This window comes from Undibacterium sp. GW821-FHT11H02 (assembly GCF_058808015.1).
Map to the genome: position 1 here is coordinate 177,118 of NZ_JBXARG010000005.1, position 14,834 is coordinate 191,951.

A 14,834-nucleotide genomic window follows, 5' to 3' on the forward strand; every position below is an offset into this window, starting at 1 on the left:
GTAGGTAGAGCGAGCTAATTTCTAATTATTCTGATAGCGGTCAAGCAAAATGCGCTTATAGCACCATCTTTACCATAGGATGCGCCGATAAATCACGATACAGATTGTCGAGTTGTTCACGATGAACAGCACGTATGGTGACCGTCAATGCTAGATAATTGCCTTTGCTCGACGGCCGCATTTCCATTTTGCCTGCATGAAAAGTCGGATCGTGGATCATCACGACTTCGACGATGGTTTGAGCAAAAGAATCCTGCATGACACCCATCACTTTGATAGGGAAGTCACAAGGATATTCAATAAGACTATCTTCGGGTTTGATTTCTTGCATGATAAAACTTCTTGAAAAGGTAAGGTGGTTGGGAAGAGGTCAGGCTTATGAACACGCTTATGTGAGAAATGCGTAAGTATTGCTAACTATTGCTATTTTTGCCTGCTTCTGATGCCTAAATGGGGGCATTTCCACCAAAACCAATAGTTTGAACGCCTATGCTGCGGACTGCAAGCCTTGTTTGTGCGAGCAGATGTAAAACACTTGTGACTTTGACATAGCGAAGTCGCATATTGCGCCACCGAACGCCGTGGATCTTGCCACTTTCTAATGGTTGGTGGACGCAGGCTTGGATTGGAGTGTTACTATTGTTGCATGGATTATGGTGCTACGTATCTAAGCAGGGAGATGAGATGGGGAAGCAAATCGAAGTACTAGACTGGATCGCACAAGGCCATGTTGCACACGGTAGTGAATCGGATGCATTAGCGTTGTCTGGATTTTTTCCGACGACAAGACAGTGGCGGCGTTTTATCGATCAGATGTTGTTATGGTGTGGCGTGATCGCGCTGGGTGCGGCATTGATCTTCTTCCTTGCTTACAACTGGCAGGCCATGGGGCGTTTTGCCAAATTTGCCATAGCCGAGGCGGCGGTTCTCTTAAGCCTGTTCGCCTGTTGGCGTTTTAGTCTGAGTAGTGTGGCGGGGAAGGCGAGCTTACTGTTGGCGAGTTTATTTGTCGGTGCTTTGTTGGCGCTGGTCGGGCAAACCTATCAAACCGGCGCCGATACTTATGAGTTATTTAGCGCGTGGGCGATGGCAACGCTGGCTTGGGTGGTGTTGGCGCAGTTAGGCGCGCTGTATCTATTTTGGCTGGTGCTAATGAATTTGGCGGTGCTGCTGTATTTCCAAGTTTTCGGTGGATTCTGGGGCATGCTCTTTAGCACCAATACGCAAATATGGTGCTTGTTTGTCTTAAATACCGCTGCTTTAGTGGTGTGGGAATTTGCTGCTTGGCGTGGCGTTCAGCATTTGCGTGAACGTTGGTCAGTGCGATTGCTGGCAACTGCGAGCGGTGTATTGATTACCACGTTGGTGCTGAATGGCATATTCGAAGACAGCTATCGTTTGAAATCTGGCGGGTACCTTCGTTTGTTAGCGGCGTTTTCTGTTTATCTGGTTTGGCTGTTAGTCGGCTTTCTTGTGTATCGAAAATACCTTAAAGACTTGTTTGTACTGGCAGCTAGCGTGTTGAGTCTGATCGTCAGCGCCAATGCTTTGGTTGGACGTATGGTATTGCATCATAGTGAGGCCGGTGGATTTCTATTGGTCGGCTTACTCATCATCGCTTCTTCGGCTTGGGGTGGTATCTGCTTGAAAAAAGTCGCGAAGGAGATGCAAGCATGAATACGCTGTTAAATTTCGGTGATGCGCCCGAGCGGCGCGAACATTTGTGGCAGCGTCTGTTGCAACAACAATTGGTGCAAGGTGATTTACCCGCGCTGAGTGCTGATCAAAGTAGTGTCAGCCAAGCTTGGTATATCCGCGTCATGTTAGGTTTTGCAGGCTGGTTGGGCGCCCTATTTTTGATGGCCTTTGTTGGTATCGGTTTTTCCTTCGTGATGGACAGCGCAGTCGCCAGTATTTGTATTGGGATCGCTTTATGCACTGTGGCTTACGTGTTGTTTCGCTCTGTTAAGGCACAGGACTTTGTAGAACAATTTTCATTGGCTGTTAGCTTGGCGGGACAAGGATTTTTCGTATTTGGCGTGTTTAAAGCGTTTCGTGAAGATAGCCTTGTTTTGTATGCCGTCATCTTGGTTTTGGAGTTGATGTTGACGATATTCATGCCGAATTTTATTCATCGCTTTTTGACAAGTCTGGCGGCAATCTGTGCTGCTTACTTTTTGCTGCAACGCGCTGGGTTTTATGGACTAATGCATGGCGTGTTAGCGCTAGCATCGCTGACTTTGTGGTGGTCGCCTAGATTGTTACGAGAAGCGGCGTTGTGGCGACCGATTGCTTATGCTTTCGCAATTGCGCTTTTGTGTTCTGAAGGTAGTCGTTTTTTTCAGCCATTCTATTGGCGTGGAGAGGCGTTGGAGTGGATTAAGCATAGCTGGCTGATCGGCACTAGCTTGGTGAATATCGCGCTGATGTTTGCTGTTGTTTTAGTGCTAGGTCGTGAGCAGATTGCATTAAGTTCTGCGCGCGCTATTGCTGCCTTGTCCGCTGCTTTGATCTTATGTGGTTTCAATTATCTCGCTCCCGGTTTGAGTGGTGCTTTGCTCTTGATACTCATTGCGTTTAGTTTTTCAAATCGTATTTTGTTGGGCTTGGGTCTATTCGCTTTACTCAGTTTTTTATCGCACTACTATTATCAATTGCAGGCGACGCTGCTATACAAATCTATGGTGCTGTTGGGTCTGGCGCTCCTGTTATTGGCGACTCGCTGGTTGTTGCAGTACTTGTTTCCGCAGACAGAACTGGTGGCAGAGGAGAGCATTTAATATGTGGCAGACAATTTTTAATTTGAGTACTAAGACACGAACCGTCATGGCGCTGACGGCTGGCTTACTCGTGCTCGCTGTGGTCAATTGGACTATTCTGCAGCGCGAACAATTGCTGACGGAGGGTAAATTGGTTTTGCTGGAATTAGCACCCGTCGATCCGCGTTCCTTAATGCAGGGTGATTACATGGCGCTGCGCTTCAAGATCACGAATGATGCTTTTCCTAATTCACGCTGGGGACTACGTTCTTCAGTGAAGGAAGGCGTTGTACCCAATTATCCACTTGATGGCCATTTGCTGGCGATTTTGGATGAGCATGGTGTCGGACATTTTCAGCGTATTGCGCGCGCTGCTGAGGTCGCGAAATCAGGTGAGGTTTTGTTGCGTTATCGGATACGCAATGATCAGGTGAAATTTGCGACCAATGGCTACTTTTTTGAAGAGGGTCAGGCACAAACCTATGAGAAAGCACGTTATGGCGCGTTTCGTGTCGCAGCCAATGGCGATATGATTTTGACTGCTCTGCATGGGCCTGATTATGCGCAGTTAAAAAACAAATCAACTGATGCCGTATCTGCTGCTGAGTAGCGTTTCCTAGTATGATGCATGGAGATGTATTGAACTATCATGGGTTGGATCATACAAAGGAAAAATAATGCCTAAGAATTTGCAAAAGCAGTGGTGGTTTATGTTTCCGGTAACTTTTATTTCAGGCTATGCGGCCTTTTTATTGGTACAGGCTGCGGGTATCGGTGGTTTGGAAACGGTGTCGCAAATGTTGGTGTTTGCTTTGTGTTTTGCGGCTTTGCGCGCAGGTTTGCAGTTCGTGTCTTGGCTGGCAATCGTGGCGTTTCTGCCTAAATTAGCGAAATCAGTTGTGGATCAGGAAGCTGCAAAATAAGGCCGTCATCGTGAAAAAAATGCCCGCTCCGAATTTATTCAGTGCGGGCATTTTTCTTGGAACTGATTTTTAAAGACTAGCTCAATCGCCTATTTAAACAATAAACGTATCGAATCCCAAGCTCGCCCAAAAATGCTAGCCTGACGTACTTCTTCTAATGCCAGAACAGGAAACTCTGCGACCGGCTTACCATCCAACATCATCTTCATAGTGCCCACTTTGCTATTTGCAGCAATCGGTGCCACCAGTGGGTCTTTGCGTTCCAAAGCAGGTTTCAAACGGGCAGCGCTGCCTTTTGGTAAGGTTACATACAGGTCTTGGTTAAAGCCGATTTTGATTTGTCCTTGATTGCCTTTCCAGACATCTGGTGTGGCAATGGCGACGCCTTTATCGTACAGCTTGACGGTGTCAAAGTTCAGGTAACCCCAGTTCAATAATTTTAAACTTTCCTGTGCACGGATTTGATCGCTCTTAGTACCAGTCACGACAGAAATCAAACGACGTTGACCTGTGCCATTGGGGCGAATCGCCGAGGAAATCAGGCAATAACCAGCCGCTTCGGTGTGGCCGGTTTTCATACCATCAACAGTAGGATCGAGCCACAACAGACGATTGCGATTGGCTTGTGTGATTTTGTTGTAGGTGAAGCTTTTGGTTGAATAATAAGTCTTGTAGTACTCAGGATGATCGGCAATCATGCGTGATGCCAAAATCGCTAAGTCGTAAGCGGTAGAAAAATTATCCGGGCTAGGCAAGCCATGCGAATTGGCATAACGAGTCGATTTCATACCAAGACGTGCGGCTTCACGATTCATTTGCACGACAAACGCGTCTTCACTGCCAGCAACCGCTTCTGCTAGTGCTACCGAAGCATCGTTGCCCGATTGTACGATCAATCCGTAAAGCAAGTCACCGATGCTGACTGGTGTTGCAGGGTCAATAAACATTTTGGAGCTGCTGGCATCGACTTTCCAGGCGCGCGTGGACACCGTGATTTGTTGATTTAAATCGAGGCGCTTTTCTTTGAGTGCATTGAACACCAGATAGGCGGTCATGATTTTTGTCAGTGAAGCTGGTTCGATTTGCAAAGTCGCGTTGTCTGAATTGATAACTTGATTGCTGGTTGCATCTAGAAGTATCCAGGACTTCGCTTCGATCAGCGGTTTAGGCAGATTTTGAGCATAGGCGACTGACATTTGGGTCAAGCTAAGGGTAGCAAACAGAACGGATGCTAACAGTGAAGAAAGTGATTTTTTCATTATGTTTAATGCTTAAAATAAGGCGTAAAGTGAAACGTGAATGCAAAAAATAAAAAACGGAAAACGAGATATGGCTAATTTGCTGCTATCAATTTGCTGTTATAAGTTCAATGCCATAGATCACTGATGATCTTTTTAATATGTGGCAAACGACGATGAAAGAAATGATCCGCACCGGGGATCACTACGACAGGTATGTCTTGCGGTCTGAGCCATTCAAACACGGCTTGCAAAGGAATGGTATCGTCCAGCTCACCATGGATTAAGATTGTGTCGGCAGGAATATCGGGCATTGCCCATTTGCCCGCAGCCGCGCCAACTAAGACTAAACGTTGAACAGGAATGCCTGCCGCTGTTAAGCGCTGCTGCAAACGCGATTGCACAAAAGTACCGAAGGAAAATCCACTTAATACCAGTGGTAGATCGGGATAACGTTGGCGCATGTGTTGCAACAACGTCTCCATATCATCGGTTTCCCCTATGCCCGCATCATGTACGCCTTCGGATTTGCCGACACCACGAAAATTCATGCGCACAGTCACGTAACCGAGCGAAACAAAAGTGCGCGCTAAAGTCTGTGCTACTTTATTCTCCATCGTGCCACCAAATAGGGGATGTGGATGTGCGACTAAGGCTAAGCCTGTGGGACTGTTAAACAGTTCTGGGTCGGGATGATTGACGGCGCATTCGATCTGACCTGCATTGCCAGGAATTAAGAACTGCTCGGTATGGATATTCATGAAGATTCAGCTTCGTATACTTTTGTTATTAAACTCTTTTTTTAGACCTTTAAGCGCTCAACCACGCCACCGCCTATCAAGTCGACTTCGATAATTTCATCAATATCGCTTTGATCGACATAGGTATACCAAGTGCCTTGTGGGTAGACTACTAGCACCGGACCTTGTTCGCAACGATCAAGGCAGCCAGCTTTGTTGATACGAATTTTGCCAGCACCATTTTGGTCTAATTGCCTAATGCGGCGTTTCGCATGTTCTTGCGCCGCCTGTGCTCCACGCTCGGCACAACATGGGCGACCGTCGTCGCGTTCATTCATGCAGAAGAACACGTGTTTTTTGAAATAGAGATTGTCAGACATGGGAAGTTTCGAAAAAACTATAAGGAAGGAACTGAAGGCGCTATGATACAACGATTGGCGTGTTTTCTCTGGTAGCTGGGAAAATTCTTGTAAATGATCCACTAAGTGTTTCACTCAGTCGATTGCTTGGAAATGGTCTATAGCGCCAGATGGGTAACAATCGGAAAGGAAGTACAGATGCTAAACCATAAATACTTGCTGTGCCTGAGCTGTGCGCTGATGTTAGTCGCTTGCGGTAAATCCAATCAGTCGGCTGCATCAGCTAGTGCTGCGAGTGCCGCCAATATGGCCTCCAAACCAACGGTACAGGTCATCGAAGACCAGCGTCAGCAATTGGAAAAAGCCAAGCAAGTGGCAAAAGACGCGGAAACCGCCGCAGCAGCGCAAAAGCAAGCACTGGATGCGGTAGCTGAGGGAAAATAGTCCGCTTACGTCGACTCGGTGGAGACTGGCTTAGCGCCATATAGAAACAAGAATCCGGCGACGCCTGCCAATAATGAGGCCGCTAAGATCGCCATTTTTGCCGCGTTGATCACATCAAGTTGTCCACTAAAAGCCAGATTCGTGATGAAGATCGACATCGTAAATCCTATACCGCCCAAAATGCCAGCACCACTGATATGACGCCAACTGAGCTCCGGCGGCAGGCGACAGAGGCCCAAAGTGACCGCTGCCAAGCAGAATAAGGTAACACCTAGGGGTTTGCCCAATGCGAGCCCAGCAATGATGCCTAAACTATTATTGCTGCTAAAGCTATTCATCCAATCTGGCGGGATCACGATAGCGGTATTCGCCAGTGCAAATATCGGCAAAATAAGAAAAGCCACAGGCTTGTGCAGGCTATGCTCTAGTTTATGTGAAGGGGAGGCCTGATCTTCCGCTTTAGCGGAATAAGGAATCGCAAATGCCAACATGACACCGGCGATGGTTGCGTGCACACCGGACAATAACATGCATAGCCACATCGCCACGCCGCCCATCAAATAGGGAAATAAAGCCATTACCCGAAAGCGACGATTTAAAACAATTAAGCCCAGCCAGATCGCCATCGCGCCTGCTAAATAGTGCAGTTTGACTTGCGCGGTATAAAACAGCGCAATGATGATGATGGCGCACAGATCATCAATCACCGCGAAAGCGACGACGAATACTTTCAGTGCATTGGGGACGCGCGAGCCGAGTAAGGCCATGGCCCCGAGCGCGAAAGCGATGTCGGTCGCCATTGGGATGCCGATACCCGCTTGTGTCGCTGTACCGTGGTTGATCGCGTAATGGATCAACGCGGGCACGATAGTGCCACCTAAGGCGGCGGTGATAGGTAGTAAAGCATTTTTAAAGTTTGACAACTCGCCACTGTATAGCTCGCGCTCCAATTCCAGTCCTATCAGCAGAAAAAATATCGCCATCAGGGCATCATTGATCCACAGCTCCAGACTGAGACCAGCGATGTGGGTTTGCCAGATTTGCAGATAATTGCTGCTCATCGAAGAGTTGCTGAGCGTAAGAGATAAGACCGTACAAAGTATTAGGAAGACGCCACTGGCTTTTTCTGAATGTATAAAAGCCTGAAAACTTTGGCTGAGAGTCAGACGGGTATTTGTCATAGAAATTTTGAACTAAGTGATTACTGGTTTGCGATGTTCGGTTTCGACTGCAGCAAATACCACAACGCGATAAACGGCCAGACCACCGATAAAAATTGCGCTGCGCCATAAAAATTCAGCATTTTCCCTTGCACCATGGTTTGCAGAGTGTGCAAGAAATAAGGATTGCTGGGGATGAGATTTACCATCAATAAACCTAGACTCAGCAATAAAATCGCCAAACGTCGTTGCGCGTGATGGGGAGCGAATGAGAAGCCATAGAGCATAATTGCGCTGATTAAAATGCCGCCTTGCGCGCCGGGCGTTAGCCATAAGAATGCGTTCTCAGGTTGAAACATCAAGGCACTGGAAAGTGCCCTGATTGCTAAGCTTGAAGTCAACAAGAAACACGCGAGTGCAAATTTCGGTGCATGACGATTCAGTAATGAGAGACAAATCAAAATGGCACCGCTGCAGCCGCATGCTGTGATTATTGTTTCCGACAGCAGATATATTTCCGGACTTAGTTCAATGTCGTTTCTTAATACCGCACCCAGATCAATACTGACATCTAAGTATTCTTCACACCACAAAGAAATGATGGGCAGAATTTGACCATGACCGAATAAGAAGGCATGGGGAAAAATTTGCGCTAGTGGCCATAAGCCGACAACGACCAGCTCGCGTGAAGAATCTGTGTGTAACCAGCGCGCTCGGAGTTGTTGTAGTCTGCCATTTTCTAAGATGATAGGTAGCAGCAATCCGCCTAGGATGGCACCGAGTGTGCAGCCGCCAGCATTGGTGATTAAATCTAATAAGGACGTGACACGCGTAGGCAGAAAAAACTGCACGCTTTCCATCAGTAAACTCATTGCGCAACCACTGACGCAAGCGATCAAAACCGACCAGCTACGTGAGATTCTTGGGTAAAGTGAGAATACGATCAAGACACCCAACGGCATGTAACCAATCGCATTGACCACCGCATCGAATTGCGACCAGTAGCGTGGCCACTGTAAAATCTGCGCGCTAAACGCGGCGATGTTCTCAAATTGCCACCCCGAAAACGGGTACAGGCTGGCGTACACGATTAAGACTGCATAAGCAATCAGACTGGCGCGCGATAAGGGAGAAGCAGTAAGGTCTTTAGCAAGCACTGTGCGATTTGTTCGGTTTGTTCAGTTTGTTCTGTTTGTATCAATCAGATGAATTGCCATCTACAAGACGTTGAATTCTATTTCGGCTATTTCAATTGAGTCTGCAACCAGATAATTAGTTCCGTAATAGCTTGATCACTTGCCAGCGGCATGGCGCGAGCGCCGCCTGCTGCATCGGCACTGCTACTGCCTAATTGTGCGCTAAAGACTTTTTGGGCTAACAGGCGTTTATTATTGATTATGCTGGCGCGCCAGCGTAGTTGAACCTGGCTACTTCCTGGCGTTGAGAAGTGCTGGGAAAATTCCTCTAAATCGATCTTAAGTAAGGGCAAGCCAGCAACGCCATCGGTACTAGCACTGACAGCACCACCTTCCTGATTGATACGCGCGATAATTTTTTGTTTGATTAATTGCGCCGGTGGCATGCTCCAACGACTATTGGCGTAAGGGCGGAGTTCTTGTGGATTATCGTACAGCAGGCGGTATAACATGGCGGAGCCTTCCAAGCTGACAGGCACCTGAATCTCTGCCAGGTTGATTTTCAAAGCGGCAAGCTGATTACTGCTTGGTGCGATGTGCTTGCTGCCAAAGTCGTAGCTATGTCGTGTCTCGGTACTGGCGCACGCGCTTAGTAGCAATAACAGTAATAGTGGCGCGCCGATGAGGACAGTCAGATAGGGACTGAATTGACGTGGACCTGATAATGTAGATCGAATCATTATGGGATCATCCTGATTAATAAAAGGTAGTAATTTTTGTTATGAGTTCGCTTATCTATTTTTGTCCGTATTATTAAAGCCAGCCTCGCCCGGACCCGGTGCGACAGGCTTTGCACCCAATATTAAGCTCTGTGGGCGCTCGTTAAAATTATCGGTAGTTCGACTAATACCGCGCAAAGTACCACGTGCATCTTGTATCAAACCATTAATCGCTGGCAAAGTTTCGTATTGCAAGCTGGTGCTTAGGTCTTCGACATTTTTGCTAAGGCGATTGATACTGCCATCTTCAGCTTGTAGCTTGCTGATTAAATTATTTATGTTCGTGCTAGTTGCTTTTGCATTGTCAGAAAACTGCTTGAAAGCCAGTGCGCTGTCCTTGGCCTGTAGTAGGGTTTGGGGCAGGGCTGTTAAGACTGGATCAAGTTTAGAAGGCAGGGCTTCCCACGCGGTGGCGGTACGGCCGATTTGATTGACGGTATTAATTAGAGACTTTTGATTGTTTGGGTCTAATAAGGTATTTAAGCGCTTACTTAATTCCTCGGTCTGTCCCAAGATTGCCAGACCATGTTTTTCGACTTCTTGCAATAGCCCTGGGCGCAGCGGTATCAGTGCGCCAAGTCGGGCGTCTTTCACGATCGCAGCGGGTTTGCTGCCGTCATCGTCTAGCTCTATATACGCAATGCCAGTAACACCTTGGTAGCCTAAGGTGGCGTAAGTAGATTGCGTAATTGGTGTGTCCGAGACTATGTCCAAATTTAAAAGTAATTGTCCCGGTACCTTAGTATCAAAATCAATATCAGTGACTTTGCCAACCTTGATACCTTTGTAGCGGACTGCCGCCTGAATATTTAAACCTGATACCTTCAAGGGAGTCGCGATGGTGTAAGGCGTGCGTTGGATTTCATCTTTGCCTAACCACAGCGCTAGCAAACCTGCCAGTATCGCTAAACCTATCGCAAACACGCCTGCGATCAGCGCGTGAGATTTACTTTCCATAATGAACTCCGGTATTTGAATCGGTGGTATTTGGTTTTAGTACATCCATCGCGCGTATGCCACGTCCGCCACGGAAATAAGTTTGAATAAATGGATGCGCTACTTGCACCACTTCGTGCGCGCTGCCGACGGCGATCATTTTCTTGTCAGCGATCACGCCTATGCGAGACGACAGCGCGAACAGGGTATCGAGATCGTGCGTGACCATGACGACCGTTAATCGTAGGGATTGATGCAATGATTGAATCAGGCTGACAAAACTATCTGAACTATCGGGATCTAAGCCCGCCGTGGGCTCATCCAAAAACAGTAATTCTGGATCAAGCGCAATCGCGCGCGCCAGAGCAACGCGCTTAATCATGCCGCCGGACAAATCAGAGGGCATTTTTTTGGCGTGTTCAAAACCGATACCAGACATGTGCAATTTGAGATAAGCGATATCCATGATCAGTGATTCTGGCAAAACACCCAATTCGCGTATGGGCTGGGCGACATTTTCAATCACGTTCAACGCAGAATATAGAGCGCCATGTTGAAACAACATGCCAGAGCGACGGCGCAGATGTGGTAGGTGCTGCTTTTCTGGCCCATGGATATCTTCGCCAAACACTTTGATGATGCCACGTTTGGGTCCTTCTAAGCCCAGCATTTGGCGCATTAAAACCGTCTTACCCGAGCCTGAACCGCCAACGATAGAAAAAATTTCGCCACGTTGGATTTGCAGATTCAAATCTTGATGAATCACGGTACGTCCGAATTGAGTACGTAAACGGGCAATATCAATGATGTTGTCGGTAGCGTTGGGAGGCGTAGGCGAGGTCATCATCTTGGTCGGGTCTAATAGGCGACATTACTAAATAGGACCGCAAAAATGGCATCGGCAATAATCACGCTGGTAATTGAAACCACCACGGAGCTAGTCGTGCCTTGCCCCAGGCTCTCTGTATTTGGTTTAATTCTCAGACCATAATGGCAGGAAATCAATGCAATCAAGATGCCAAACACGACACCTTTACCGAGACCTATCCAATAATTTGCCAGACTGACCGCATCGGGTAGTTTATGAAAAAAGAATCCCGGTGACATATCGAGTATCACCTGTGCTGAGATCGCACCGCCGATGAGCGCCATGATGTCAGTCCAGATCACGATCATGGGCATGGTGAAGGCGAGTGCAATGACTTTTGGCATGATAAGTCGAAATCCGATAGGGATGCCCATCACTCGCATCGCATCTAGCTCTTCTGTTACCTTCATGACACCAAGCTGTGCCGTTATCGCCGAGCCAGATCTGCCTGCAATTAAGATGGCAGCCAGCATAGGGCCCAATTCGCGAATGATACTGATACCAAGTAAGTTAACGATAAATAAATCGCCGCCGTAATTACGCAATTGTTGCCCTGATAAATAGGATAAAACCACGCCTATCAATAAGCCAACTAAAGCCGTAATCGCCAGCGCTTGAAAGCCCGTACGATAGATATTCGCTGAGATTTCCTTCCACGGACCTTTGCCGGGATGGCGTACGAAACGACCGAGGTCGATGATCAACTGCCCTATCAGTTCGGTGATGGCGATCAGGTGCAACGCAAAGTTGAGTGCCAGAGTTCCCAATCGACCGAACGGTGTTCGTCTTACTTTTTGTGGCGTTGGCATGGCAATTTTTTGCAGATCTGCCAGTCGTTCAAATAAGCCGCGATGTTGATCTTGCAGCATGAGTTTTTCTGGAAAACGCTTGCCCCAGGTTTGCCACAATAGTTGAGCGCCTATGTGATCGAGTGCGCTTAGTCCTTTTAAATCCCACTCGAAAGCGGGTCCACCTTGTAGACTTGTAAGTTGTAGGCTTAGCTCTCGCATGATCGTGGGTTCGGCTAGCGTGTCGGTCAGCCACGCGCCATGTACTTGGACAGTGGGCTCGTCGTTACCGGATATGAGCAAGGTGGGGATAGTGTCGCGGCGCATTATGCAAGTGTAAGGCACAAATTGCCCGTACGGCAATTTTAGTTAATAGTGATGGAGGCGCTTAGTCAAGTCTGGTGCATTAAGTGAAACGCCATTTGGTGTTAAACCTATTTAGTATCAAGGAGCCGCTACTTTTGAGTCACTTCTCCTGCACTAGTGGCGTTTTATTATCAATAATCTCGCGGCAATCGCCTTTTACATAGGCATCGTCGTAATTGCTCCAGCCATAGCTATCGACATAGCGCGTGTGGTATTTCCATTTTGGACTAAAGACGCTGCGATCCAGTTTTTCGTCGGGATAGCGGATGTCGACCATGTCCAGCACCGAGTGAAATACATTTTCTGTCGAGAGTTTGGCATTTTGATGTGTCTTCAATGCTTGAATCTTGTCAGGGTGCTGCTTCGCATATTGATCGGAATACCAGACGAAGGCGGGAATATGAAATTCAAATTGTGTGTTGTGACCATGAAAGGCCAAATTGCAACTACCGTCGTATAAAGTTTGTCCGTGATCCGAGACGTACCAGAGTGCGCTCATATGCGGCAAGACTTTTAATTGTTGAATCATGCGTGCCAAGATCCAATCGGTATAAAGGATAGAATTGTCATAACTGTTATTAATGGCCTCTTTGTTTTTGAGGTCGGTATAGACGGGATTAGTGATGCCAAATAAGGAGGGTTTCCATTGATCATAGGCCGGAGGATAGCGATGACTGTAGTTCCAATGGTTGCCTAGCGTATGCAGAACAATTAACTTATTCGGTGCTGAGTCGTCTAAGGCGTTTTGCAGTGGCGTTAGTAAAATCTGATCGTAACTAGACTTATTGGTAAAACCACCCAGATTCAAAAATTGCGTCACGTCGGCTTCCTTTGCGATCACCGAGGTGGGGGTGTCAAACTGCCCGAAACTCATTTGATTCGATAGCCAAAAGGTTTTGAATCCCGCTTCCTTATAGGCGCTTAAGAATGATTTCTCAGAAAACCCGGCTTTCAGGCTTTGCACTGCGGGTTTGCGTGTCGTAATAATAGGAACCGATAAGCGAGTTGCCGCCACCGCGGTGATCATGTCGCTAAAATTAATTAAATTGCTTTCTTGGCTCAAATAGGGGTTGGTTTCGCGCGGGTAGCCGTTGAGACTCCAGCGGTCGTAACGTGCAGATTCGCCGATGACGACCACGATCGTTTGTTGAAAGTCGTTGCCAGGTGCTTGCTGCGCGTGAAATAGGAATTCCCGATTCTTGTCGCTAAGAGTCGATAAGTAGTTACGTTCTTTATAAAAGTCTATTCCGCGTAAAAAAATCCCTAACGGCCAACTACGAGAGAAACTTTCCTCGTCGTATAGGGCTTCTGCCCATTTAGGCAATGGCGGCTGTTGCTGTATATAAGTTTCTAGCTCTGTCCATGAGCGCAGTTTCCAAAATGCCTTGCTATCGGTTTCTAGCTTTTCGGTGGTGGCACTGGCAACACTTTCTGTTCCGGAGGCGCTGCTAACGCCCACTTGAGCGCCGTAAGTCCAGCATAAAAGGCAAGCTGATAATGCCGCTAAAGCGATCCAGCGTGAACTGTGATGCCAGGTCAGGCTGGTTTCATGTTTTGCGGCTTGCAACAGTGTCCACCACCAGAGCAGGATGAATGCCGCGATGAGTAATAGCAACCAAACCTTGCTTCCGAGAAATTCCAGCGCTTCTTTCGGACTAGTTTCTGTAATAATTCCCAAATGATGGGTAGAAATTCCTTGCCCGTAATATAAACGCAAATAAATTTCAATTGGAATCGCCAAGAAAGCAGGTAGTAAGACAAAATGAAACCAGCGCGGTTTTTTAAAGATTGCCCATAACACCAGCCACGACAAAACTTGGTAGATCAAAATGCGACTGCCTTGTTCAATCGACTTGCCCAAAAAGACGCTAAAAAATGCTAAACAACTAACGAGAAAGTAACTGCCAAGCAGGTAGGGTCTAGAGAAACGTAGCAGGTAGTGCATTAAAGTAAGGTGCCTTAAGATAAGTGTGCCTATATTAGGCTGCAGGTCGGTAGCTTTAAATAAATCACCACAAAACCCACAGGTATGTAATGGAGGGGTATTTTAGCTTTGATAGTCTTCATTGGTAGAAACTGCCATCAGTAAATGCATAAATCTGTGCATGGCTTACCAACGCTCCCCCCGTTATCACACAATGCTAAGTTGTTGTTTTCATTGTTTTTCATTGACTTTGCTTGAAATAAAGGTGTACACTCGCGAGTTCTCGATTTTATATGGTTTATTCTTACGCACTGCCAATTTCATTAAAGCATGTGTATGAGCATGAATGTTCGAGGGCTGGCAAACTTAGTTTGCGAGTGAATATATAGATTTTAAGTGCCCGGGCAACCGTTT

At 47.1% G+C, this 14,834-nt stretch carries 16 protein-coding genes; 5 read left to right on the top strand and 11 right to left on the bottom strand.

The genetic code is table 11. The annotated features are described in order from the left end of the window. Nucleotides 1-55: 55 nt before the first annotated feature. Entirely contained in the window at nt 56-331 is a 276-nt protein-coding gene (locus AC1RR2_RS07350) for an HP0495 family protein (RefSeq protein ID WP_493221639.1), read from the bottom strand. A 353-nt stretch (nt 332-684) separates the two neighbouring features. Here AC1RR2_RS07350 and AC1RR2_RS07355 point away from each other — a divergent pair, with 353 nt between their 5' ends. The 4 genes from AC1RR2_RS07355 (at nt 685) to AC1RR2_RS07370 (ending at nt 3,682) form a co-directional block, all read left to right on the top strand. Beyond that, the gene (locus tag AC1RR2_RS07355; RefSeq protein ID WP_493221640.1) at nt 685-1,677 is read left to right on the top strand and encodes a DUF2157 domain-containing protein; all 993 of its coding nucleotides are present in this window, start codon (nt 685-687) and stop codon (nt 1,675-1,677) included. Next, the gene (locus tag AC1RR2_RS07360; protein WP_493221641.1) at nt 1,674-2,780 is read left to right on the top strand and encodes a DUF4401 domain-containing protein; all 1,107 of its coding nucleotides are present in this window, start codon (nt 1,674-1,676) and stop codon (nt 2,778-2,780) included. The genes AC1RR2_RS07355 and AC1RR2_RS07360 overlap by 4 nt, the downstream gene beginning before the upstream one ends. Nucleotide 2,781: 1 nt before the next feature. Next, nucleotides 2,782-3,369 (top strand): GDYXXLXY domain-containing protein, encoded by a 588-nt coding sequence (locus AC1RR2_RS07365; RefSeq protein WP_493221642.1) that lies wholly within the window; start codon nt 2,782-2,784, stop codon nt 3,367-3,369. Between the two features lie 67 nt (nt 3,370-3,436). Further along, nucleotides 3,437-3,682 (top strand): hypothetical protein, encoded by a 246-nt coding sequence (locus tag AC1RR2_RS07370; protein WP_493221643.1) that lies wholly within the window; start codon nt 3,437-3,439, stop codon nt 3,680-3,682. Nucleotides 3,683-3,771: 89 nt separating this feature from the next. Here AC1RR2_RS07370 and AC1RR2_RS07375 read toward each other — a convergent pair whose 3' ends face one another. The 3 genes from AC1RR2_RS07375 to AC1RR2_RS07385 form a co-directional block, all read right to left on the bottom strand. Then, nucleotides 3,772-4,941: a D-alanyl-D-alanine carboxypeptidase family protein gene (locus AC1RR2_RS07375; protein WP_493221644.1), complete on the bottom strand. Its 1,170-nt coding sequence runs from the start codon at nt 4,939-4,941 to the stop codon at nt 3,772-3,774. A gap of 107 nt (nt 4,942-5,048) precedes the next feature. After that, a complete protein-coding gene (locus tag AC1RR2_RS07380) occupies nt 5,049-5,681 on the bottom strand; it encodes an alpha/beta hydrolase (protein ID WP_493221645.1) in 633 nt (210 codons plus the stop codon). A 41-nt stretch (nt 5,682-5,722) separates the two neighbouring features. After that, on the bottom strand, nt 5,723-6,040 hold the full coding sequence (locus AC1RR2_RS07385) for a (2Fe-2S) ferredoxin domain-containing protein (protein ID WP_493221646.1): 318 nt from the start codon (nt 6,038-6,040) through the stop codon (nt 5,723-5,725). Nucleotides 6,041-6,217: 177 nt separating this feature from the next. Here AC1RR2_RS07385 and AC1RR2_RS07390 point away from each other — a divergent pair, with 177 nt between their 5' ends. Then, complete coding sequence (locus AC1RR2_RS07390) at nt 6,218-6,463, top strand: hypothetical protein (RefSeq protein WP_493221647.1); 246 nt, start codon at nt 6,218-6,220, stop codon at nt 6,461-6,463. Between the two features lie 5 nt (nt 6,464-6,468). Here the strand turns inward: AC1RR2_RS07390 and nhaA are convergent, their stop codons facing one another. From nhaA to AC1RR2_RS07425, 7 genes are all read right to left on the bottom strand, one after another. Then, the gene (gene nhaA / locus AC1RR2_RS07395) at nt 6,469-7,644 is read right to left on the bottom strand and encodes a Na+/H+ antiporter NhaA (protein WP_493221648.1); all 1,176 of its coding nucleotides are present in this window, start codon (nt 7,642-7,644) and stop codon (nt 6,469-6,471) included. A gap of 20 nt (nt 7,645-7,664) precedes the next feature. Then, nucleotides 7,665-8,780, bottom strand: coding sequence for a VanZ family protein (locus AC1RR2_RS07400; RefSeq protein WP_493221649.1), 1,116 nt, complete (start codon nt 8,778-8,780; stop codon nt 7,665-7,667). An 86-nt stretch (nt 8,781-8,866) separates the two neighbouring features. Then, nucleotides 8,867-9,499 (bottom strand): ABC-type transport auxiliary lipoprotein family protein, encoded by a 633-nt coding sequence (locus AC1RR2_RS07405; protein ID WP_493221650.1) that lies wholly within the window; start codon nt 9,497-9,499, stop codon nt 8,867-8,869. A gap of 51 nt (nt 9,500-9,550) precedes the next feature. Beyond that, nucleotides 9,551-10,495, bottom strand: coding sequence for an MlaD family protein (locus tag AC1RR2_RS07410; RefSeq protein WP_493221651.1), 945 nt, complete (start codon nt 10,493-10,495; stop codon nt 9,551-9,553). Beyond that, entirely contained in the window at nt 10,485-11,321 is an 837-nt protein-coding gene (locus AC1RR2_RS07415) for an ABC transporter ATP-binding protein (RefSeq protein ID WP_493221652.1), read from the bottom strand. The genes AC1RR2_RS07410 and AC1RR2_RS07415 overlap by 11 nt, the downstream gene beginning before the upstream one ends. Nucleotides 11,322-11,332: 11 nt before the next feature. After that, nucleotides 11,333-12,457, bottom strand: coding sequence for an MlaE family ABC transporter permease (locus tag AC1RR2_RS07420; RefSeq protein WP_493221653.1), 1,125 nt, complete (start codon nt 12,455-12,457; stop codon nt 11,333-11,335). Between the two features lie 139 nt (nt 12,458-12,596). Further along, the gene (locus tag AC1RR2_RS07425; protein WP_493221654.1) at nt 12,597-14,441 is read right to left on the bottom strand and encodes a phosphoethanolamine transferase; all 1,845 of its coding nucleotides are present in this window, start codon (nt 14,439-14,441) and stop codon (nt 12,597-12,599) included. Nucleotides 14,442-14,834: the final 393 nt, after the last annotated feature.